Origin of the sequence: Bradyrhizobium sp. HKCCYLS1011, from assembly GCF_051167795.1 — a bacterium.
Lineage (GTDB): Bacteria > Pseudomonadota > Alphaproteobacteria > Rhizobiales > Xanthobacteraceae > Bradyrhizobium.
Genome location: NZ_JBNPTT010000015.1, coordinates 72,421 through 93,224 on the forward strand (window position 1 = coordinate 72,421; position 20,804 = coordinate 93,224).

Here is a 20,804-nt window from a genome sequence, read left to right on the forward strand (position 1 = left end):
GTCTGCCACGCCGGAAACCGCTGCTCGATTGAAGTGAGACTACGCAAATGACCGACCCGAAAATTCCCGTTACGGAAGACGAGCTGCACGCCTATATCGACGGTGAGCTGCCGCCGGAGCGCCGTAGCGACGTCGAAGCCTGGCTCGCGACCCATCCCGACGACTCCGAACGGGTGCAGTCCTGGCGCACAATGGCGGAGGCGCTGCATGCGCGCTACGATGCGGTGGCCAACGAGTCCGTTCCGCCGCGGCTGGAGCTCGAGCGACTGCAGCGACCGCCGCGCAAATGGCTATACGGGGCGATCGCCGCAAGCTTCGCTGCCTTCCTAATGGGCGGCGCGAGCGGCTGGGTGGCCCACGGAGCCACGAGCGCCCGGTCCACGTTACAGGCCTTCACCGGCGATGCGCTCGAAGCGCACCGGCTCTACGTCGTGGAGGTCCGTCATCCCGTCGAAGTCCCTGGCGATGAGAAGGCCCATCTGCAGCAATGGCTGACCCGCCGTTGTGGCCGGACGGTGCACGCGCCGGAGCTCCAGTCCACCGGATTGAAGCTGGTCGGTGGACGCCTGCTGCCCGGCCCATCGGGACCTGCATCATTCCTGATGTATGAAAGCCCCTCCGGCGAGCGCTTCACCGTTTACGCGACAAAGACGACGACGGAAGCCATGCAGATGCGCTACACGAGCGAGGGCACCACTGGTGCACTGTTCTGGGCCGACCGCGGTGTGGGCTATGTCGTGATTGGCGGCAGTGACCGCCAACGTCTAACACAGGTTGCACAGCAGGTTTACGACCAAACCGAACGGAGCGGCGGATAGCGTGCGCAGCAAGCGCGGCACACGCTCTGATCGCAGAGATAGTTCAGGATTCCCGACAGGCTGAGAGGGAGTTGCCGCACCCGCGTTTGCGACTACTGACGTGCAGATGCGACATCGGCGCAGTAGCTACCTAACACGCCAAGGTCGATGTCCCAATTCGGTCATCGAAAGTCTGAAATGAGGCCACGAACGCGTCTCAATATCGTACCGAATACTCACGAAAAAATGAGGAGCGTTCGATCCGCCGATCGACACGCAAGCGGCCTCGATTGGGGTTTTGTACCGCGCTGGTCCCCCTCTCGAGGCCGCACTTTTTTATGCCCTCGTTTCACATCCGGACGCACGTCATCCGCGCAGCCAGAGCGCACGGGCAGCCGCGGAGTCATCATATCGGCGGCCCGCTCGCTGCGCTCAGCTCGACGTCGAACAAGCAGCGGCGGCGCGACCTCTGCGTCAGAGATCGCCGCCGCGTGTTACGGAAGATTGCTGCGCGGATTGTAAGGGTGGCGGTCGCGCCACTTGGTCATCAAGGTCTCGAGCTCGGCGTCATTCCCATCCGGTAGCATGATCCTGGTCGTGACGAAGAGGTCGCCGCTGCCACCGCTCTTGGGCAGACCCTTGCCCTTCAGCCGGAAGGTCCGCCCGCTCGACGTGTTCTTCGGAATCGACAGCTCGACCGCGCTGCCCAAGGTCGGCACCCGCACCTTGGCACCAAGCACCGCTTCATAGAGCGATATCGGCAGCTCCAGCCTGAGATCACTGCCCTCGACCTTGAAGTAAGGATGCGGTGCGATCTGGATCGTAATCAGCAGATCACCCGGCTTGTGGCCGGGCGCGCTCTCGCCCTGTCCCTTCAACCGAATCTGCTGGCCGGCGATGACGCCCGCCGGAATCTTGACATTCAGCTCGCGACCGTTCGGCAGCCGCACCCGCTTCTCGCCGCCATTGACGGATTCCTCGAGCGTGACGGTCATCGAGACGTTCAGGTCGAGATCAAGGCCGACACCACCGGCATCGAACTCGAACGAGCCGCCGCCGGAGCGTGCGCCACGCGCAGCACCGCCGAACATGCTGTTGAGAATATCCTCGAAGCCGCCTGCGCCGCCGAACCCGCCAGCACCTCCGCCGCTGCGGAAGCTATAGCTCTCGAACCCGCCCGGCCCGGCCCGGCCGGCGCCACCGCCGCCCGGAAAGCCCTGGAAGCGCGGCTTGCCTTCGGCATCGATCTCACCGCGGTCGAATTGCTTGCGCTTTTCCTCATCCCCGAGGATCTCGTTGGCGGTGTTGATCTCGGCAAACTTGGCCGACGCTTTCGGATCGTTCTTGTTGCTGTCGGGATGGTGCTTCTTGGCGAGCTTGCGATAAGCGCTCTTGATGGCCGCAGCGCTAGCGCTCCGCGGCACCCCCAAGACCTCATAGGGGTCGCGCATCCGTCACGTCTCCTTACGAAAATCAGATACTAACCTATGGGCTCCCCGCCCGCTTTGCATTTCATCTGGGGAGTCCGTTGTATTTTTACAACGGGTTCCCGCGGATGAACTAACCCTGCTGCCAAGGTTTGAGGCTGTGAATGGCCCACCGGCCGCGTTCGATGCGACAGGCGGACCCCTGCAGCCAGCGCTCGGTCTTACCATTCACATAGCTGGCGAGGAAATCGCGGCAGGTCTTGCCGGCGTCGCCGGCGTAGATCTTGGCGATCGGCGTCACCGAGCCGCGGGCTCCAGTCTGGGGGTTGTGCCACGGTTGGCTGGAATCCTTGTCCCCCTTGGTCAGCACGTCGGAGGCGGCATTGCGGGCGAACGCCAGGTCGGCTTCGGTCGGCTCGGCGGCGATCGGGCCCCTGAGTGATCCCGTGACTTCGGCCTCCTGCATCTTGGCGAACGCGCTCTCCGAGCCGGAGCGCGACATGGCGCAGCCCCCGCCGGTGAGCCCGATCAGAATCAGTGTAAGCGCGGTGCCGGCGGAGCCGATCGCCGATAGGCCAAAGCGTACCGATGCCCTATATAGGGCCGGAACAGACCGGCACTGCGCGCTCTTGGCCGCGGGTGAACGCAAAACTCGGACTCCCCTCCATGACCGACCCCACGACCATCAAACACCAGACAACCTTAACATCAGGTCACTCGCCCGATTTCACTCAGGCCGGAGAACCGTTTGCGCTGTTTGCCGAGTGGTTTGCGGAAGCCACCAAGAGCGAGCCGAACGATCCGAACGCGATGGCGCTGGCCACGGTGGACGACACCGGCCTGCCCGATGTGCGCATGGTGCTGATGAAGGGCTATGACGCAGCCGGCTTCGTGTTCTACAGTCATAAAGCGAGCCAGAAAGGCCGCGAACTCGCCACAAATCCTAAGGCGGCCTTACTCTTTCATTGGAAGTCTTTGCGCCGGCAGGTGCGGATCCGCGGCCCCGTGACACCGGTGACAGACGCGGAGGCCGATGCCTATTTCGCCACCCGTCCGAAACAGGCCCAGCTCGGGGCTTGGGCGAGCAAGCAGTCGGAGCCGTTGGAGAGCCGCTTCGCCTTCGAGCAGGCAATCGCCAAGGTCGCCACCCAATACATCATCGGCGAAGTGCCGCGCCCACCCGGCTGGAGCGGCTGGCGCATCACGCCGCTGCGTATGGAGTTCTGGCACGACCGCCCGTTTCGCCTGCATGATCGGGTCGAATTCCGCCGCGAGACGCCGGCCGATGGATGGACGAAGGTGAGGATGTATCCGTAAGTCTCGTCATCCCCGGATGGTCGCGCGACAAGATGGCTCTGCCATTTTGCGCGGAGGACTAGACCACCGATGCGCAATTGCGCATCTGGGAATCAAGAGATTCCGTTTCGATGCAGCGCATCGACCCGGAATGACGACCCAATGCCGCAAGAGCCGTGATAAGCCTGTCAGTGAGAGACCAGTTCATGCCGACCTCATCCAACCAGCCGCGGCGCACGATGATCCTGACCGGTGCGAGCCGCGGCATCGGCCACGCCACCGTGATCCGCTTCTCGTCGGCAGGCTGGCGCGTCATCACCTGCTCGCGGCACCCGTTTCCCGAGGAATGCCCCTGGGACGGCGGGCCTGAGGATCACATCCAGGTCGACCTCGCCAATCCCGAGGACACGCTTCGGGCGATCGACGAGATCAAGCGCAGGCTCGACGGCAACGCGCTGCATGCGCTGGTCAACAACGCCGCGATTTCGCCGAAGGGGCCCGGCGGCTCGCGGCTCGGCACTGTCGACACCGATCTCGAAACCTGGAATCACGTCTTCCGCGTCAACTTCTTCGCGCCGATCATGATGGCGCGCGGGCTGATCGAGGAGCTGAAGGCGGTGAAGGGCTCGGTGGTCAACGTGACCTCGATCGCCGGCTCGCGGGTGCACCCCTTCGCGGGCGCCGCCTATGCGACCTCGAAAGCGGCACTGGCCGCGCTGACGCGCGAGATGGCATCCGATTTCGGCCGGGTCGGCGTACGCGTCAACTCGATCGCGCCGGGTGAGATCGACACCTCGATCCTGTCGCCGGGCACCGAGAAGATCGTCGCCGAGCAGATCCCGATGCATCGGCTTGGCACCCCGGACGAGGTGGCGAAGATCGTCTACGTGCTGTGCACCGACACCAGCTCCTACGTGAACGGCGCCGAGATCCACATCAACGGCGGCCAGCATGTGTGACAGTCAGCCTGCCCACGGCCCGCAGCGATGAGCCTCTCCCTCGGAGCGCCCTGTTAGAGGCGTTTTGCAGGTGGGCGCCGAAGCCCCCAAAGCAAAGCGGCTCTGGAGCTGAGGCTCCGGAGCCGCCACGCGACCTCTCCGTATCAATACCGGCGGAAATGGTGGTGGTGGTGGTGATGATGGTGATGGTGGTGCCGATGCGGCCTCACCACGATCACCGGGCGGTGCCAGTGATGATGATGGTGGTGGTGATGGTAGCGCACCTGCACGACCTGAGCGTCGGCTGGCTCAGCGCCCTGCTCGCGGTCCATCGCCTGCAGGATGACGCCGGCATTCGGGATCGGCTCCAGCAGATCGGCATAGGAGTTTGCGCGCAGCGCGTCGGCCGGCACCTGCACCGGTGCAGCCTGAGATGACGTGAACGTGCCGAGCGCAGCCGCGGCACCCAAAAGTCCGGCGATCTTCTTGTCCAAGTGTATTCTCCAATGTGGTATCCCAGCCCGCGACAAGAACTACGGTCACGTACAATGGTTCCCTGCTCTGCTCCGAACCTCGGCAGGTGATGCAGGACTCCGAAACGTGATCGGCGCCGACTCGCGCAGCTCTCGGGCGAGTCCTATCCTCCGCTCACCTTGAACGATGGATGAACGGCTGCATGGGACGCTTCGCGACCACTGCCGCACTTTACGAGCGGCTGCGTCCGCCCTACCCCGTTGCATTCTTTCAGCGCATCGCCCAGCAACTGAGGGTCTCGACGCAACAATCGCTGATCGATCTCGGCACCGGTCCCGGCCTGCTGGCACTGGGATTCGCGCCCTATGTCGGACGCGTGGTCGGCGTCGATCCAGAGCCCGCGATGCTGGCAGCGGCACGCGAGGCAGCGGCGGCAGGTGGCCATGCCGTGATGCTGATCAATGGCAAGGCCGAAGATCTCCCCGCCGACATCGGGCAGTTCGAAGTGGTCACGATCGGGCGTGCGTTGCATTGGATGGAGCGCACGGCGACGCTGAGCGCGCTGCAGCGCCTGCTGGCGTCCGATGGTGCCATCCTGATCTGCACTTCAGCCTCGGTTGCGGACGGCCGTAACCCGTGGCTCGACATCCACAACGCGGCGCGTGTCGCGTGGGCGCAGGACGGGCCGATACCGCTGGGCGGACGATCGGCACGCCTTCATCGCGAACTTGCGGCCTTTCTCGACGGCAGCCGGTTTCGCGAGGCTGAAACGATCAAGGTGGAGGCGAGCCACATGATCAGCATCGGCGACCTCGCCCGGCGCGTGCTCACCTATTCGTCATCGTCTCCCGCCCTGCTCGGCGACAAGGTCGGCGCGATGCTGGCTGATGTCGAGGCGCGGCTGGCGCCGTTTGCGGATAACGGCCAAATCAGGGAAGTGGTGGTGGCGACCGCCCAAATCGTTCGCCGGGTGGGTCGCCGTTAACGGCACGGCGGGCTTAACGGGCGGCGACCGGCGAGCGCCACATGGCAAGCACAGACGACGGGCGAAACTTATCCCTCGCAGACCAGCCCGCGCAGGATCTGCGCGGCGCGCCAGCGCAGACGCGCGGTCTCGACATTGAGCGCGGAGGAACACTCCTCCTCGCGCTCGCCTTCCTCCAGTTCGGCGCCGCAAAATCGGCAGGTGTTGGGCGACAGCGCATAGGCAGCAAACGCTCCGGCACGGCCGCGCTGATAGGCCGCGAGCTCGACCACGTTATCCGATGCCGTTATGCGTTTCTCAACCATTGCTGCCTCTTGGCTAAGGCGCGGTGAACGCGCCTTTGTGCTCCTGAGCGGGGCGCCAGAGGTGACGCGCTTTGCGTCGTCGTCGCCGTGCTCATGCTAGCCTTATCGCAGAGAAGTTTCTTTCAAACGTTCAGCGCACCGCTCAAATTTTACCTGAGGAATTGCGGCGGCTTTGCAGCCGACTTGCATTCGAGTAGGCCATTGCAGGTATGCCGGTGGTCCGACGCCAACTCTTGTAGTCCATCTGTAAGGCAGGTTTGCGAATGTTGGCGAAGGATCACCGACCAATTCATGGCGAATGTCAGAACGCGTATGCAGATCGTTGCATGCGCGCATCAGGTGCTGCGTGAACCGATGTGAATCTTAGTTGCGAAAAACAGGCGTGAATAAGGCGGATCCGGCAACGATCAGCGCGATGACGCAGGGCACGTCGATCCTATGTTGGCCGTGGCGTTAGTTCACCTACAGCCACTTTTTGATCTTGAAGAGGTAGTAAGGCACGATCGCGGCAAACAGCATCATGATCAGCGCCATCGGATAGCCGTGGACCCATTCGAGCTCCGGCATCACCTTGAAGTTCATGCCGTAGATCGAAGCGATCAGGGTCGGCGGCATCAGCACCACCGCCATGACCGAGAACAGCTTGATGATGTTGTTCTGCTCGAGATTGACGACGCCGAGCATGGCGTCGAGCACGAAGGTGATCTTGCCCGCAAGATAGGAGGCATGGTCCGTCAGCGAGGCCACGTCGCGCTGCATGGTCTTGAGTTGCTCACGCATGTCCTTCGACCATTTGACGCCTTCCACGACGGCCGAAAGGAAGGTGACGATGCGCCCGATCGAGACCAGGCTCTCGCGCACTTTCGAGGTCAGGTCGCCCTTGCGGCCGATCGCGATCAGGATCTGCGAATATTGCTTGGCGTGGCCGTGCCGCTCGGTATGCGGTTCGAAGATGTCGTGGGAGACCTGGTCGATGTCGGCCCCGACCCGCTCCAGAATGTCGGCGCAGCGGTCGATGACCGCGTCGAGCAGTTCCATCAGGATCATCTCGCCAGTGATGCCGGACGGGCAGGCGCGGGCGAGCTTCGCTTCCACCACGGTGAACGGCTTCGGCTGGTCGTAGCGGACGGTGACCAGACGGTGGTCCGACAGGATGAAGGTCACCGCCGTGGTCCGCGGCATGTCGGTGTCCGAATGGCACATCAGGGTCGCGGTCATGTAGCGGGCGCCGTTCTCGATATAGAGCCGGCTGGAGATCTCGATCTCCTGCATGTCCTCCCGCGTGGGCACCGCAACACGGGCAAGCTTCTCGACTGCCTTGTCCTCGGCCGCGGTCGGATTGACCAGGTCGATCCAGACCGCGCTGTCCGGCAGCGCCTGGAGGTCTTGAATGGCCGCCTTCTTCAGCGCCGATTCGCCGGGAACAAACACCGAGAACATCCAGGTCTCCGAAAGGAACAAGATTTTAAGGCTTTAACGCGATTCTCGCTGCAGCCTTGTGACGCAGCTTTCCGGTCCGGTCCACGGCTTCCGCGCAACTCCTACCGCGGCTTTTTAGGCTTCGGCCGCCCGAGCTGTGAACGACAGTGTCCAGAATGGCACAATGCGCACCGCTGTTCCGCGAAATCTTGCGGCAAAAAAGCAACAACCACCGCGCTGCAGCGCCGAGCCGGCCTGGCGACGCTGGAATTGTGACCCGTTTTGTCGATAATGATCCGCAACGGAATCGTCGCGTTGGGGCTGCCGCGCCCAGGCTTGCGCAACCCAAGCTTTAACTGGAAATTTGCCATGTCGCTGAAGGTGAAACTTGGACTTCTGGCCGCGGGCCTGATGCTGTCGGGCTGCATGCAGGCCACCACCTATGAGGCGACCAATGCGCAGGCCTTCAAGCCGCACGACAAGGAACTGCTGGCCAAGATCCGCTACACCAACGTACCGGTCGCCGAACCGTTCCGCCGCGCCATCGTCGACTACCATCGCAAGGAAGCGCCCGGCTCGATCGTGGTCGATTCCGACAACCATTACCTCTATTACGTGCTCGATAGCGGCAAGGCGATCCGTTACGGCATCACCGTGGGCGAAGAGGCCATGGCCTGGTCGGGCATCGCCAAGGTCGGCGCCATGACCGAGTGGCCGGCCTGGCACCCGACCTCGGGCGAAATCCAGCGGCTTGGCGTGCCGACCTATGTGCCGCCCGGACCGGACAATCCGATGGGTTCGCGCGCGATGTACCTCTATGCCAACGGCAAGGATACGCTGTTCCGCATCCACGGAACCAACCAGCCGGAATATATCGGCGCCTCGATTTCCTCGGGCTGCATCCGCCTGACCAACGAGGACGCGATCGACCTCTACAACCGCGTCAAGGTCGGCACCATCGTGGTGGTGCTGGAACCGCACAAGGGTGATTCGCCGTTCAACTCGCAGATGGCGCTGCAGGGCTCTGGCGGCAACACGGTCGCGATGCAGTAAGCGGCGCGACGGGGCCGGCCCAATCCAGATCAAATCACAGAAACGCGTACGCCATCCTTTTGTGAAAGCGCCGGTTTTCCGGCGCTTTCTTATTTCCGGGGGCGCGAGCTGCCCCGGGCGCCTCGCTTGAGGCTGTCGGAGCCGGCCGCTTTCCGCGCGTGAGATCAAAAGAACGACGCGAACGGATTCCACATCCGCGCGCGGTGCCGGTGCTTGCGCGGTGTGGACCGCTGCGCGGCGAGTTTTCGACGCGACGTCTTCCCCTGGTCGGCCTTTTCCGCCGAGGCCCTTTCCGAGGCGTGATCGGGCGAGGCCTTCTCCTGACGCTCTGGATCGGCAGCCGCCTTGCTGCGCGAACCGGCCGAAGGCTTATTCGGTGACTTGTCATTCCCATCCGTGCTGCCGGTGGCCAGCTCGGCTGAGGAAGCGGACGGTGCGCGCTTTGACCGAGGGGCAGCTTTCTCCGCACCAGCGTCGGGAGCGGGTTGCGGTCCCTGAGCCGCGTCATGCACCGGCTTTTGGTCTTGAGCCCGAGCCTTGTCCTGCCCGGTCCGACCGCTCTCGGCCTTCGCCTTGCCGTTTCCTGCGTCAGCCTTGTCGCTTTTGGCCTGATCGTCGACCTTCGCCTTGGCGCCGTTACCGCCCTGCCCGGCCTCCGCGACCGCGCGCGGCGGCGCCTCCTCGGGCCGCTCGGCCGGCAACAGCGGCGCGACCTTCGGCATCGGATCAAGCACGTCCCACTGGCAGATCCGGTAGTTGTTATGGCGCTGCAGCAGGTCGAGATGGATGTGGTCCTCGTGGTACCCGTCGGAGTCTGGACCGAGCACCGTGGTGAAGCGCGTGCAGGCCGAATGCAGCAGGCTCTCGCGCACCTCCCGCGGCTGGGTCCGGTCGGTCAACTCGATCATGCGGCCGTCGGCAAGCTTGAAGCCGTGCACGTCGATCGCGTTGGCGCGGCCGTGCTCGGACAGCGGCGCGCCGGTCTTGCCGTTGCGGCCGCGGCACTCATAGGAATCGAAATTGTCCAGCGCGGTAATTGCGCTGCCGAGCTTCGCCACTTCCGGCACAACGTCGCTGCGGACCCAGTTCGCAATTTCGGTGGCCATCGTGCAGCGCATTGTTGCCGCGGGCGTGAGCGTCACGCGCTTCTTGTCCGGCAGCACCACGGCCTCGAGCCGCACCAGATCGTCGCCGCCACACTCGCCCGGTCCGTGGATCGGCGGGACCGACGGCGCGATCGCGACATCCTCAGTCAGCGCCAGCCGGCAGGCCGACGGTGGCGGTGGCCCGGCAGCCTCGGTCTTGTCCTCATCCTTGCCTTCGCTCTTACCAGCCTCGTCCTTGCCCTTTCCGCTCGCAGCGGACGCCCGCGCCGGCGCCTCTGCTGGGCGCGGCTGGGGCAATGGCACCGGCGCAGCTGCAATCGATTCGCGGGTCTTCGCCGGCTCGCCCACCGCATGATGGCCCCCGTGATGCGATCGCGCAGCAGCAGGGTCGGACATGGCGAGCAGTGAAAGCACGCCAGCGGCTACGGCGGTAACCACAGTCCAGTTGCGGCTGGCGCAGCCGACGCTAAAATCGTAGGAACCTTTCAAAATACCTCGCTGCAACAAGCGAATACCGTCCGGAGGAACGACCTGATGCTTGGTTTGATGCAAGATTGGCCCCTGCTCTGTCACCGGATCATCGAGCACGCGGCCACGATCCATGGCGCGCAGGAAGTGGTGACGCGGTCGGTCGAAGGTCCAATCGTTCGCACGACTTACCGGCAAATCCACGACCGAGCCCTCAAGGTGTCACAGATGCTGACGCGCGACGGCATCAAGCTCGGTGATCGCATCGCCACCATCGCCTGGAATACTGCGCGCCACCTCGAGGCCTGGTACGGCATCATGGGCATCGGCGCGATCTGCCACACCGTCAATCCGCGCCTGTTCCCGGATCAGATCGCCTGGATCATCAACCATGCGCAGGATCGCGTCGTGATGACCGATCTGACCTTCGTGCCGATCCTGGAAAAGATCGCCGACAAACTGACGAGCGTGGAACGCTACGTCGTGCTGACTGATGCGGCCCATATGCCGCAGACCGCGCTGAAGAACGCGATCGCCTATGAAGAGTGGCTCACGCAAGCCGACGGCGATTTCGCCTGGCAAACGTTCGACGAGAACACCGCGGCCGCGATGTGCTACACATCCGGCACCACGGGTGACCCAAAAGGCGTGTTGTATTCGCATCGGTCCAACGTGCTGCATGCGTTGATGGCCAATAATAGGGATTCGCTCGGCACTTCGGCCGCAGATACAATGCTGCCGGTGGTTCCCTTGTTCCATGCCAACAGCTGGGGCATCGCCTTCTCCGCACCATCGATGGGCACCAAGATGGTGATGCCCGGGCCGAAGCTCGACGGCGCATCGGTCTATGAACTGCTCGACACCGAGAAGGTGACCTACACGGCCGGCGTGCCGACGGTGTGGCTGATGCTGCTGCAACACATGCAGGCGCATAACCTGAAGCTGCCGCATCTGAAGATGGTGGTGTGCGGCGGCTCGGCGATGCCGCGCTCGATGATCGAGACCTTCCTCAACATGGGCATCGGCGTGCGCCATGCCTGGGGCATGACCGAGATGAGCCCGATCGGCACGCTCGCCACCCTGAAGCCGCCATTCCTCGGCACCGAGGGCGACGCTCGTCTCGACGTGCTGCAGACGCAAGGCTATCCGCCGTTCGGCGTCGAGATGAAGATCACCGACGATGCCGGAAAAGAGCTGCCCTGGGACGGCAAGACATTCGGCAGGCTCAAAGTATCAGGCCCGGCGGTCGCAAAGGCCTATTACCACGTCGACAACAACATCCTCGATGATGAGGGCTTTTTCGACACCGGCGATGTCGCCACCGTCGACCCGCACGGCTACATGCGTATCACCGACCGCTCCAAGGACGTAATCAAGTCCGGCGGCGAATGGATCTCTTCGATCGAATTGGAGAATCTCGCGGTGGGCCATCCCGCGGTGGCGGAGGCCGCGGTGATCGGTGTGTGGCATCCGAAATGGGACGAGCGGCCGCTGCTTATCATTCAGCTCAAGCAGGGCCAGGAGGCCACGCGCGAGGACATCCTGAAATACATGGATGGCAAGATCGCCAAATGGTGGATGCCCGACGACGTCGCCTTCGTCGACGGCATCCCGCATACCGCGACCGGCAAGATCCTGAAAACGGCATTGCGCGAGCAGTTCAAGGCCTATCGCTTCCCGAACGCGGCGGCCTGATCCGACAACTTGGGTGATCCATGCGGCCTCTGCCCGACCTGGCAGGGGCCGCTTTTCATTTTGGCACGCCGATTTGCGCGGCGGCGAGCCTGGAACCTTCGGCCAACTCGACGAAAGACGTATTGGAGGGCGGCCTGCGGGTTCCTAACGTCCCGGCAATTCAAAACAAGACACAGGGAAACGCCCATCATGTTCCAATTTGCGCGTATTGTTCCATGGCTCGTGAGCGCCTCGCTCGCGGCAACCGCCGCCCATGCCGCCGGCAACAAGGTCGTCATCGGCGACATCGACGACATGTCCGGTCTTTATGCCGACGTCATCGGCCCCGGCGGGGTCGAGGCCGCCAAGATGGCGATCGAAGATTTCGGCGGCAGCGTGCTCGGCAACCAGATCCAGTTCATGGAGACCGACCATCAGAACAAGCCCGACATCGGGGCACAGAAGTTCCGCGAATGGGCCGATCGAGACGGCGTCACCATGATCCTTGGCGGGTCCAACACCGGTGTCAGCCTGGCAATGGCCAACGTCGCCAAGGAGAAGAAAATCCCATTCATCGCGATCGGCGCGGCGGGCGCTTCGCTGACCGGGAAGGACTGCACGCCCTACACCGTCCACTACGCCTATGACACGACCTCGCTCGCGAACGGAACCGCCAAGACCATGGTGAAGCAGGGCGGCAAGAAATGGTTCTTCCTCACTGCCGACTACGCCTTCGGCTACCAACTGAAGGACGCCGCCTCCAAGGTGGTCGAGGCCAATGGCGGCCAGGTCGTCGGCGAGGTACGCGTGCCGCTGTCGACCTCGGACTTCTCGAGCTATCTGCTGCAGGCGCAGAACTCCGGCGCGCAGGTGCTCGGCCTCGCCAACGCCGGCAACGACTTCACCAACTCGATCAAGGCGGCCGACGAGTTCGGCATCGCCAATTCAATGAAGCCCGCCGCATTGCTCGCCTTCATCAGCGACATCCACAGCCTCGGACTGAAGACGGCACAGGGGCTCTACCTCACCACCGGCTGGTACTGGGACCTCAACGACAAGACCCGGGCGTTCGCCAAGCGCTATTACGAGAAGACTAAGCGTGAGCCCACCATGAACCAGGCGGCCTATTACTCCGCCACCATGACCTATCTCAATGCAGTAAAGGCAGCGGGCACGACCGATTCCGACAAGGTGATGGATCAGCTGCGCAAGACCAAGATCAATGACATGTTCACGGACAACGGCAAGATCCGCGCTGACGGCCTGATGGAGCACGAGATGTACATCATGCAGGTCAAGAAGCCGGAGGAGTCCAAATATCCGTGGGACTATTACAAGCTGGTGCAGACCATGTCGGGCGAAGAGGCGTTCGGCAAGCTCTCCGATAGCGCCTGCCCGCTGGCGACACATTAAGCCGACTGCCCCTTCGGGCTTGGAGTATGTGGCCTCCCTCGCGACACGCGATGGGAGGCCATTTGCGTTGAGGCGACTGCGATGGGCTTGAGGTGGCGCAAAACCGCCTGGGCTGGCCGCTGATAGCCTCTGGCCAATGACAACGCACTCACAACAAACCACCGCGACGTGGCGCGACATACCGACAACAGTCCTGACGCTCGGCATGGTATCGCTGCTGATGGACATCTCCTCCGAGCTGATCCACGGGCTGCTGCCGGTGTTTCTCGCCACGGCCATGGGCGCGAGCACCGTAATCATCGGCCTGATCGAGGGCGTGGCGGAGGCGACCGCGGCGATCACTAAAGTGTTCTCCGGCGTGCTGTCGGACCGGATCGGCAAGCGCAAGCTGCTGGTCGGACTCGGCTATGGACTCGCGGCCGCGACCAAGCCGGTGTTTCCGCTGGCCAGCACGGCCTGGCAGGTGCTGGCGGCACGGATCGTTGACCGCATCGGCAAGGGCATCCGCGAGGCTCCGCGCGACGCGCTGATCGCCGACATCACACCGCCTGGCATCCGCGGCGCGAGCTACGGCTTGCGCCAGGCGCTGGATACGACCGGCGCGGTTGCCGGCCCCCTGCTCGCGGTCGCCCTGATGGCGCTGTATGCCGACAACTTCCGCGCCGTGTTCTGGTGGTCGGTGGTGCCGGCCGCACTTGCAGTAGCATTGATCCTTATCGGCGTGCGTGAACCGGCCGCGAATGCGCAACAGCCGCAACGCGGCTGGCCGATCCATCGTCAGGAGTTGCGGCGGCTGTCGCGCGCCTATTGGATCGTCGTCGCGATCGGCGGCGTGTTCGCACTGGCCCGCTTCAGCGAGGCGTTCCTGGTGCTGAAGGCGCAGGCCGACGGCTTGCCGCTCTCCCTGATCCCGCTGGTCTACGTGCTGATGAACCTGGTCTACGCGGCGGTTGCGATGCCGGCCGGCGTGCTCTCCGACCGGATCGGCCGCACCAACCTGCTGATCTGCGGGCTGATCGTGCTCGCCGCGGCCGACCTCATATTGGCCTTCGCGCCCGGCCTCACCGGCACAGCCATCGGCGTCGCGCTCTGGGGCCTTTATCTCGGCCTGACGCAGGGCCTGCTTTCGGCGCTGGTCGCCGACACCGCACCGCTCGATCTGCGCGGCACCGCGTTCGGGATCTTCAATCTCGTCACCGGCGGCGCGCTGCTGGTGGCGAGCCTGCTCGCGGGATGGCTGTGGCACGCCTTCGGCCCGCAGGCGACGTTTGCGACCGGCGCAGTGTTCTCAGCCGCCACCATCCTGATGATGCTCACCGCCCTGAGAACCGATACCGCCGACCGCGCCTGAGCCCGGTATCGATCAACCGTCTCGCGCCACCCTTCCCAGAAAAGCCTCTTTGAATCCAAGGCCCTTGAATTTACCGCATCCACGTGGTCTCACACGGATGAATTGGCGGCCGATGCGGCCGGCATGGCCCCCAAAGCGGCGGTTCCGATGGCCCGCAGATTTCATGCTCCCTATCTGTCGGAGCCCGTCTCCAGCCTGGCGACCTGGACCCGCAATCTTGCGGTGTTCTCGGTGGTGGCTGTGCTGGTTTCGATCCTGATCGTTCGCTTCGACTTCCTCGAGATGAAGCCGGCGCTGGCGACCTTCTTCGGCGCGCTGGGCTTGGCCGTGCTCTCGATCCTGGTCGGGCTCGCCGCCTTCGTCGCCATCTGGCAGAACGGCAGCCGCGGCATGGGCCGCATCCTGCTCGCCTTCCTGATCGATGCGGTCGTGCTTGCCTATCCCGCCTACCTCGTCCTGCAATATCGCAAGCTGCCGAAGATCTACGACATCACCACCAATCTGATCGAGCCGCCGACATTCGAGGCGCTGGCGCCGCTGCGCAACGGCGACGGCACCAATCCCGCCGTCTACGCCGGGCTGACCGCGTGGGAGAAGCAGCAGAAGTTCTATCCCGACATCGAGCCGGTGCAGCTCGAACTGCCGCCCGACCGCGCCTATGCGATCGCGCTGAAGCTGGTCAACCGGCGCAAATGGTTCGTTGTCGACGAGCGGGCACCGCAGCCGCCACGCCGCGAGGGCCGCATCGAGGCGGTGGCGCGGACGCCGATCATGGGCTTTCGCGAGGACATCTCGATCCGAGTTAAGCCGGACGGCGAGGATTCCCAGATCGATATCCGCTCAGCCTCGCGCTATTTCGATTCCGACCTCGGCAGCAATGCCTCGCGCGTGACCAAATTCATCGAAGACCTCAGCACGGCTGGCGAAACCGAGGCGCAGAAGCCGGTGAAGAAGGTCGTCCCGCCGGCACCGGCCAAGCTGCCGGCGAAGACGGTGAGGAAATGACGCGCTAGTCGCTCGCCAGCCGATAGGTGCCGCCGATCACCGGATCGCCGCCGGTCGCAACCACGCCGCGGGCAACGAGGTCCTCCAGATGCGCCAGCACCGAATAGCCGGCTGCCGTCGTCAGCCGCGGATCGATGCCGATATAGCTGGCGCGCACGATGGTCGGGATGTCGGCCTCGCCCTTGCTGAGCCGATGCAGGATCGAAGCTTCGCGCGCCTGGCGGTGCCGGATCAAGAAACGGACGTAGCGCGGGCCTTCGGGGATTTCAGGGCCGTGACCTGAGAAATAGAGCTGCTCCGGCCGGCCTGCGAGCCGTTCCAGCGAGGCCATGTAGTCGACCATCGAGCCATCCGGCGGCGCCACGATCGAGGTCGACCAGCCCATCACATGATCGCCAACGAAGCTAGCGCTCTGCTCGGGCCAGGCGAAAGCGAGATGATTGGCGGTGTGGCCGGGCGTCGTGACGGCTTCCAGCCGCCAGCCGTCGCCTTCGACGACATCGCCTTCCCCAACCCTGACATCCGGGTTGAACTCACGGTCGGCGCCGGATTCCGGGCTGTGCTTCTCGCTTTCGTAACGCGGTCGCGAGGCACGATGCGTCCCCTCGGCGTACACCGTCGCACCGGTCGCCGCTTTCAGCCGGCCGGTATTCGGCGAATGGTCGCGATGGGTGTGGGTGACGAAGATGTGCGTGACGGTCTCGCCGCTGACAGCATCCAGCAGCGCCGCCGCATGCGCCTCATTGTCCGGGCCGGGATCGATGATCGCGACTTTGCCGCGGCCGACAATGTAGCTGACCGTGCCGGTGAAGGTGAACGGGCTCGGATTGTTGCAGAGGACGCGACGAATGCCGGGCCGAACCTCCTCCACCACGCCGGGCTTGAGCGGGAAGTTGCGGTTGAATGGAACGTCGTCCTCGGCCATGGATGCCTCTTCTACGCAACGGGCAAGTCCGCGTCTCATTTTTTGCCGTCATACCCCGCGAAAGCGGGGTATCCAGTACGCCGCGACCTTCGTGAGACTCGATAGGCCGGCGATTACTGGATCGCCCGGTCAAGCCGGGCGATGACAGTGGGGGCGACGACGCGCGCCCCGGAATGACGGCGTCAGACTCAACCGAACGCCTGGATGCCGGTGATGGCGCGGCCCAGGATCAGCGCGTGCACGTCGTGGGTGCCCTCGTAGGTGTTTACCGTCTCGAGGTTCGCGGTGTGGCGCATCACGTGATACTCGATCTGGATGCCGTTGCCGCCGTGCATGTCGCGCGCCACGCGCGCAATGTCCAGCGCCTTGCCGCAATTGTTGCGCTTGACGATCGAGATCATCTCCGGCGCCATCTTGCCTTCATCCATCAGCCGGCCGACGCGCAGTGACGCCTGCAGACCCAGCGCGATCTCGGTCTCCATGTCCGCAAGCTTCTTCTGCACCAGCTGGGTGGCAGCGAGTGGCCGACCGAACTGCTTGCGGTCCAGCGTATATTGCCGGGCACGCTGCATGCAGTCCTCCGCCGCACCGAGCACGCCCCAGGAGATGCCGTAACGGGCGCGGTTGAGGCAGCCGAACGGCCCCTTCAGCCCGGAGACGTTCGGCAGCAGCGCGCTCTCCGGCACGACCACGCCGTCCATCACGATCTCGCCGGTGATCGAGGCGCGCAGCGACAGCTTGCCGCCGATCTTCGGCGCCGAGAGGCCCTTCATGCCCTTTTCGAGAATGAAGCCGCGGATCTGGTCGTCATGCGCGGCCGATTTGGCCCAGACCACGAACACGTCGGCGATCGGCGCGTTCGAGATCCACATCTTGCTGCCGGTCAGGCGATAGCCGTCGGCGACCTTCTCGGCCCGGGTCTTCATGCCGCCAGGGTCGGAACCGGCATCCGGCTCGGTCAGGCCGAAACAGCCGACCCATTCGCCGCTCGCGAGCTTCGGCAGGTATGTCTTGCGCTGGTTCTCGTCGCCATAGGCATAGATCGGATACATCACTAGCGAGGACTGCACCGAATTCATCGAGCGATAGCCGGAATCGACCCGTTCGATCTCGCGCGCGACAAGCCCGTAAGCGACATAGCTCGCATTGGCGCAGCCATATTCCTCCGGCAGGGTGATGCCGATCAGGCCGAGCTCGCCCATCTCGTTGAAGATCTCGCGATCGGTCTTCTCTTCAAGATAGGCCTTGGTGATGCGCGGCAGGAGCTTGTCCTGCGCATAAGCGCGCGCGGTGTCGCGGACCATGCGCTCGTCTTCGGTGAGCTGATCGTCCAGCAAGAACGGATCATCCCATTGGAAGCTTGCCTGGGACGGCTTGTCCTTCGCCTGAGGGCGCACGCTCATGAAAAATCCTTTCGCGTCCTGACTGCGTATCTTGGCTGCTATGGAAGTTAAATCGTCGGGTTTCAGCCTTCAAGGCGTTCGTTGGCGACGATCTCGATGCCAAATCCCGACAGGCCTTTGTAGTCATGCACCGAGGAGGTCAGGTTCCGGATCGAGGTAATGCCGAGATCGCGCAAAATCTGCGCGCCAACACCGACTTCACGCCATTGCCGATGGCGATCGGCCTCAGCCGTCTGCTGTTCGCCCATCGGCTCGACCGGAACGCCCGCCGCGCCATCGCGCAAATACACCAGCACGCCCCGCCCGGCCCTCTTGAAGTGCTGCAGCACCGCCTGCACCCGTTGCGGGCCGGTGATGAGGTCCTTGACGATGTTCGGCTTGTGTAGCCGCGTCAGCACGTTCTTGCCGTCACCGATCCCGTTATACACGAAAGCCGCGTGCATGATCGGATCGAAGGGCGAGCGGTAGGCATAGCCCTGCAGGGGCCCGATCGGGCTGTCGGTGGTGAAGGTCGAAACCCGCTCGATCAGCTTCTCGCGTGCCTGTCGATAGGCGATCAGATCGGCAATGGTGACGTGCTTGAGATTGTTGGCGGCAGCAAAGCGGGTGACCTGGTCGCCCTTCATCACGGTGCCGTCGTCATTCATCAGCTCGGAGATGACGCCGACCGGCGGCAGTCCGGAGAGCTTGCAGAGGTCGACGGCGGCCTCGGTATGGCCGGAGCGCAGCAGCACGCCGCCGTCGCGCGCGATCAGCGGAAAGATGTGCCCCGGCCGCGCGAAATCGTTGGCGCCCGCGTTGGGATTGGCCAGCGCCCGGCAGCAGGACGCCCGCTCCTCGGCCGAGATGCCGGTACCACCATCCGGCTTGTAGTCGATCGACACGGTAAAGGCGGTCGTATGATTGGAATCGTTGTACGCCACCATCGGATCGAGGCGCAGCCTGCGCGCATCTTCGCTCGTGATCGGAGCGCAGACAATGCCGGATGTGTGGCGGATGATGAAGGCCATCTTCTCCGCCGTGCAAAGCGAGGCCGCGACGATCAGATCGCCCTCGCCCTCGCGATCGTCGTCATCGGTCACCACCACGAGCTCGCCCTTGGCGAACGCCTGCAGAACTTCCTGGATTGAATCGGCCATCAACAATCTCACTGGTTTTGCCGGTGCTTTAGCCGGGTTCCCGGGGCGGCGCCAGTACCCCGCGACAGTTCTTCCGCCGCGCGAAACGCGCCTCAATCGGCACGCGTCCATGTCAGGACAATCCTTGCGGATTTGTTTAGGATCGACGGCAAACAAGAACAAGGGAGGCGCCGCACATGGCCTCATTCGATTTTTCGCCCCTGCTGCCGGCGGGCCTGCCGGCTCCCGTGGCGCGCTGGACCGGCCTTGCCAAATACAGCTTCGTCGGCGGCAACAACGATCCCGACGGCGTCCCGGTCGAGGACCTGCGCAGGGCGGCCGATGCCGTCCTCACGCGCGAAGGCCGCTCGCTTGCGACCTACGGGCTCGGCCATGGACCGCAGGGCTATCGGCCGCTGCGCGACTTTCTCGCCCGGAAGCTTGGGCGCGATGCCGGTCTGTCCTGCAGTGCCGACGATATCATGCTGGTGTCAGGCTCGCTGCAGGCGCTCGATCTGGTCAACCAGGCGCTACTTGCGCGCGGCGACACCGTGATCGTCGAGCAGGACAATTATCAGGGCACCTTGACCCGGCTCGCCAGGCTCGGCGTCAACGCGGTCGGCATTCCACTCGACCAGGACGGGATGCGGATCGACGCGCTGGCCGCCGCACTATCCGATCTCAAGGCGCGCGGTATTAGGCCGAAATATATCTATACCATTCCGACCGTGCAGAATCCGACCGGCACCGTGTTGCCGGAAGCGCGCAGACGCGAGCTGCTGCGGCTCTCGGAAGACCATGGCGTGCCGATCTTCGAGGACGACTGCTACGCCGATCTCACCTGGGACGGGAGCCGCCCGCGGGCGATCCATGCCATGGCCGAGCATGGTGGCGTGATCCATATCGGATCGTTCTCCAAGTCGGTCGCGCCGGCGCTGCGGGTCGGCTTCGTGGTGGCGCCTTGGCAGATTATGTCGATCATGCTGGCCCTGAAGACCGATGCCGGCTCGGGCGCGCTGGAGCAGATGCTGCTCGCGGAGTACTGCAAGGCGCATTTCGAAAGCCACGTGCCGCAGCTCGTCCGCGGCCTGCGGGCCAAGCTGGACACGCTGATGGAGGCGCTGAATGCGGAGTTCGGGACGGCAGCCGAATTCGCAGCACCAAAGGGCGGGATCTTTCTCTGGGTCAAGCTGCCGGACCAGGTGGATGCGATCAAGCTCGCCCAGGCGGCGCTGAAGGCCGGTGTCGCGATCAATCCGGGACCGGAATGGTCGACGGATGCCGTTCACGCCAGAAGCCGGCTACGCCTGTGCTTCGCCAGCCCCTCGCACCAGCAGATCAGGGAAGGCATCGCCATCCTCGCCGAGATCTGCCGCCAAGATTTTGGCGTGCCGGTGCGGTCGGCGAATGTCGAGCGAACCAGCGCGGCGGGCTAGCCAGCCCGTAACGGACTGCGAACTGCCTGCGACTAATTTAGGTCTTGGCTCTGCGGAGTAGCACTTCGTGCTGCACCGCGTCCGGGACACGAGGGCGGCGTGACGAACACGCGGCGCACGAAATCAGCCAGGCGGCGGATCTCTTGTCCCGGACAGGGTGCGGCGCGAAGCGACGCACCGCAGAGCCGGGACCCAGACGCACCTGTGAGGC

General features: G+C 64.0%; 19 protein-coding genes. 10 read left to right on the forward strand and 9 right to left on the reverse strand.

Annotated elements, in window-relative coordinates:
• Window positions 1–47 precede the first annotated feature (47 nt).
• On the forward strand, window positions 48–818 hold the full coding sequence (locus tag ACQR1W_RS36685; RefSeq protein WP_434855328.1) for an anti-sigma factor family protein: 771 nt from the start codon (window positions 48–50) through the stop codon (window positions 816–818).
• Between the two features lie 473 nt (window positions 819–1,291).
• Here the strand turns inward: ACQR1W_RS36685 and ACQR1W_RS36690 are convergent, their stop codons facing one another.
• Both ACQR1W_RS36690 and ACQR1W_RS36695 read right to left on the reverse strand, forming a co-directional pair.
• Window positions 1,292–2,248 (reverse strand): DnaJ C-terminal domain-containing protein, encoded by a 957-nt coding sequence (locus ACQR1W_RS36690; protein WP_434855329.1) that lies wholly within the window; start codon window positions 2,246–2,248, stop codon window positions 1,292–1,294.
• Window positions 2,249–2,357: 109 nt separating this feature from the next.
• Window positions 2,358–2,726, reverse strand: coding sequence for an RT0821/Lpp0805 family surface protein (locus ACQR1W_RS36695; RefSeq protein WP_434855330.1), 369 nt, complete (start codon window positions 2,724–2,726; stop codon window positions 2,358–2,360).
• 164 nt (window positions 2,727–2,890) lie between these two features.
• Here ACQR1W_RS36695 and pdxH point away from each other — a divergent pair, with 164 nt between their 5' ends.
• Both pdxH and ACQR1W_RS36705 read left to right on the forward strand, forming a co-directional pair.
• Complete coding sequence (gene pdxH, locus ACQR1W_RS36700) at window positions 2,891–3,541, forward strand: pyridoxamine 5'-phosphate oxidase (protein ID WP_434855331.1); 651 nt, start codon at window positions 2,891–2,893, stop codon at window positions 3,539–3,541.
• A 185-nt stretch (window positions 3,542–3,726) separates the two neighbouring features.
• Window positions 3,727–4,479 (forward strand): SDR family NAD(P)-dependent oxidoreductase, encoded by a 753-nt coding sequence (locus ACQR1W_RS36705; RefSeq protein ID WP_035982772.1) that lies wholly within the window; start codon window positions 3,727–3,729, stop codon window positions 4,477–4,479.
• A gap of 143 nt (window positions 4,480–4,622) precedes the next feature.
• Here the strand turns inward: ACQR1W_RS36705 and ACQR1W_RS36710 are convergent, their stop codons facing one another.
• Complete coding sequence (locus tag ACQR1W_RS36710) at window positions 4,623–4,952, reverse strand: hypothetical protein (protein ID WP_434855332.1); 330 nt, start codon at window positions 4,950–4,952, stop codon at window positions 4,623–4,625.
• 182 nt (window positions 4,953–5,134) lie between these two features.
• Between ACQR1W_RS36710 and ACQR1W_RS36715 the strand changes: the two genes are divergently transcribed.
• Window positions 5,135–5,917, forward strand: coding sequence for a class I SAM-dependent methyltransferase (locus tag ACQR1W_RS36715; protein ID WP_434855333.1), 783 nt, complete (start codon window positions 5,135–5,137; stop codon window positions 5,915–5,917).
• 68 nt (window positions 5,918–5,985) lie between these two features.
• Here the strand turns inward: ACQR1W_RS36715 and ACQR1W_RS36720 are convergent, their stop codons facing one another.
• Both ACQR1W_RS36720 and ACQR1W_RS36725 read right to left on the reverse strand, forming a co-directional pair.
• Complete coding sequence (locus tag ACQR1W_RS36720) at window positions 5,986–6,222, reverse strand: hypothetical protein (RefSeq protein ID WP_434855334.1); 237 nt, start codon at window positions 6,220–6,222, stop codon at window positions 5,986–5,988.
• A gap of 462 nt (window positions 6,223–6,684) precedes the next feature.
• Window positions 6,685–7,662 carry a magnesium transporter CorA family protein gene (locus ACQR1W_RS36725; protein WP_008972063.1) on the reverse strand — a complete coding sequence of 326 codons (978 nt, stop codon included), beginning with the start codon at window positions 7,660–7,662 and terminating at the stop codon, window positions 6,685–6,687.
• A gap of 348 nt (window positions 7,663–8,010) precedes the next feature.
• Here ACQR1W_RS36725 and ACQR1W_RS36730 point away from each other — a divergent pair, with 348 nt between their 5' ends.
• A complete protein-coding gene (locus tag ACQR1W_RS36730) occupies window positions 8,011–8,694 on the forward strand; it encodes a L,D-transpeptidase (RefSeq protein ID WP_008972062.1) in 684 nt (227 codons plus the stop codon).
• Window positions 8,695–8,858: 164 nt separating this feature from the next.
• Here ACQR1W_RS36730 and ACQR1W_RS36735 read toward each other — a convergent pair whose 3' ends face one another.
• Window positions 8,859–10,238: an extensin family protein gene (locus ACQR1W_RS36735; RefSeq protein ID WP_434855335.1), complete on the reverse strand. Its 1,380-nt coding sequence runs from the start codon at window positions 10,236–10,238 to the stop codon at window positions 8,859–8,861.
• A gap of 96 nt (window positions 10,239–10,334) precedes the next feature.
• On the opposite strand from ACQR1W_RS36735, the gene ACQR1W_RS36740 reads away from it, so the two are divergent.
• The 4 genes from ACQR1W_RS36740 (at window position 10,335) to ACQR1W_RS36755 (ending at window position 15,711) form a co-directional block, all read left to right on the forward strand.
• Window positions 10,335–11,963 (forward strand): fatty-acid--CoA ligase, encoded by a 1,629-nt coding sequence (locus tag ACQR1W_RS36740; protein WP_434855336.1) that lies wholly within the window; start codon window positions 10,335–10,337, stop codon window positions 11,961–11,963.
• A gap of 189 nt (window positions 11,964–12,152) precedes the next feature.
• The gene (locus tag ACQR1W_RS36745) at window positions 12,153–13,355 is read left to right on the forward strand and encodes an ABC transporter substrate-binding protein (RefSeq protein WP_434855337.1); all 1,203 of its coding nucleotides are present in this window, start codon (window positions 12,153–12,155) and stop codon (window positions 13,353–13,355) included.
• Window positions 13,356–13,491: 136 nt separating this feature from the next.
• Complete coding sequence (locus ACQR1W_RS36750; protein WP_434855338.1) at window positions 13,492–14,706, forward strand: MFS transporter; 1,215 nt, start codon at window positions 13,492–13,494, stop codon at window positions 14,704–14,706.
• 147 nt (window positions 14,707–14,853) lie between these two features.
• Entirely contained in the window at window positions 14,854–15,711 is an 858-nt protein-coding gene (locus ACQR1W_RS36755) for a DUF1499 domain-containing protein (RefSeq protein WP_434855339.1), read from the forward strand.
• 4 nt (window positions 15,712–15,715) lie between these two features.
• On the opposite strand, the gene ACQR1W_RS36760 is transcribed toward ACQR1W_RS36755, so the two are convergent.
• From ACQR1W_RS36760 to ribB, 3 genes are all read right to left on the reverse strand, one after another.
• Window positions 15,716–16,636: an MBL fold metallo-hydrolase gene (locus tag ACQR1W_RS36760; protein ID WP_434855340.1), complete on the reverse strand. Its 921-nt coding sequence runs from the start codon at window positions 16,634–16,636 to the stop codon at window positions 15,716–15,718.
• 188 nt (window positions 16,637–16,824) lie between these two features.
• The gene (locus ACQR1W_RS36765) at window positions 16,825–18,039 is read right to left on the reverse strand and encodes an acyl-CoA dehydrogenase (protein WP_008972055.1); all 1,215 of its coding nucleotides are present in this window, start codon (window positions 18,037–18,039) and stop codon (window positions 16,825–16,827) included.
• Between the two features lie 62 nt (window positions 18,040–18,101).
• Window positions 18,102–19,178 (reverse strand): 3,4-dihydroxy-2-butanone-4-phosphate synthase, encoded by a 1,077-nt coding sequence (ribB, locus tag ACQR1W_RS36770; protein WP_434855341.1) that lies wholly within the window; start codon window positions 19,176–19,178, stop codon window positions 18,102–18,104.
• A gap of 176 nt (window positions 19,179–19,354) precedes the next feature.
• Between ribB and ACQR1W_RS36775 the strand changes: the two genes are divergently transcribed.
• Window positions 19,355–20,593: a PLP-dependent aminotransferase family protein gene (locus tag ACQR1W_RS36775; RefSeq protein ID WP_434855342.1), complete on the forward strand. Its 1,239-nt coding sequence runs from the start codon at window positions 19,355–19,357 to the stop codon at window positions 20,591–20,593.
• Window positions 20,594–20,804: the final 211 nt, after the last annotated feature.

Coding starts and splice junctions, on each gene's coding strand:
- ACQR1W_RS36765 (WP_008972055.1), bottom strand. CDS start 18,039: ATGAGCGTGCGCCCTCAGGCGAAGGACAAGCCGTCCCAGGCAAGCTTC.
- ACQR1W_RS36760 (WP_434855340.1), bottom strand. CDS start 16,636: ATGGCCGAGGACGACGTTCCATTCAACCGCAACTTCCCGCTCAAGCCC.
- ACQR1W_RS36705 (WP_035982772.1), top strand. CDS start 3,727: ATGCCGACCTCATCCAACCAGCCGCGGCGCACGATGATCCTGACCGGT.
- ACQR1W_RS36695 (WP_434855330.1), bottom strand. CDS start 2,726: ATGTCGCGCTCCGGCTCGGAGAGCGCGTTCGCCAAGATGCAGGAGGCC.
- ribB (WP_434855341.1), bottom strand. CDS start 19,178: ATGGCCGATTCAATCCAGGAAGTTCTGCAGGCGTTCGCCAAGGGCGAG.
- ACQR1W_RS36745 (WP_434855337.1), top strand. CDS start 12,153: ATGTTCCAATTTGCGCGTATTGTTCCATGGCTCGTGAGCGCCTCGCTC.
- pdxH (WP_434855331.1), top strand. CDS start 2,891: ATGACCGACCCCACGACCATCAAACACCAGACAACCTTAACATCAGGT.
- ACQR1W_RS36775 (WP_434855342.1), top strand. CDS start 19,355: ATGGCCTCATTCGATTTTTCGCCCCTGCTGCCGGCGGGCCTGCCGGCT.
- ACQR1W_RS36685 (WP_434855328.1), top strand. CDS start 48: ATGACCGACCCGAAAATTCCCGTTACGGAAGACGAGCTGCACGCCTAT.
- ACQR1W_RS36730 (WP_008972062.1), top strand. CDS start 8,011: ATGTCGCTGAAGGTGAAACTTGGACTTCTGGCCGCGGGCCTGATGCTG.
- ACQR1W_RS36715 (WP_434855333.1), top strand. CDS start 5,135: ATGGGACGCTTCGCGACCACTGCCGCACTTTACGAGCGGCTGCGTCCG.
- ACQR1W_RS36740 (WP_434855336.1), top strand. CDS start 10,335: ATGCTTGGTTTGATGCAAGATTGGCCCCTGCTCTGTCACCGGATCATC.
- ACQR1W_RS36725 (WP_008972063.1), bottom strand. CDS start 7,662: ATGTTCTCGGTGTTTGTTCCCGGCGAATCGGCGCTGAAGAAGGCGGCC.
- ACQR1W_RS36755 (WP_434855339.1), top strand. CDS start 14,854: ATGGCCCGCAGATTTCATGCTCCCTATCTGTCGGAGCCCGTCTCCAGC.
- ACQR1W_RS36750 (WP_434855338.1), top strand. CDS start 13,492: ATGACAACGCACTCACAACAAACCACCGCGACGTGGCGCGACATACCG.
- ACQR1W_RS36690 (WP_434855329.1), bottom strand. CDS start 2,248: ATGCGCGACCCCTATGAGGTCTTGGGGGTGCCGCGGAGCGCTAGCGCT.
- ACQR1W_RS36720 (WP_434855334.1), bottom strand. CDS start 6,222: ATGGTTGAGAAACGCATAACGGCATCGGATAACGTGGTCGAGCTCGCG.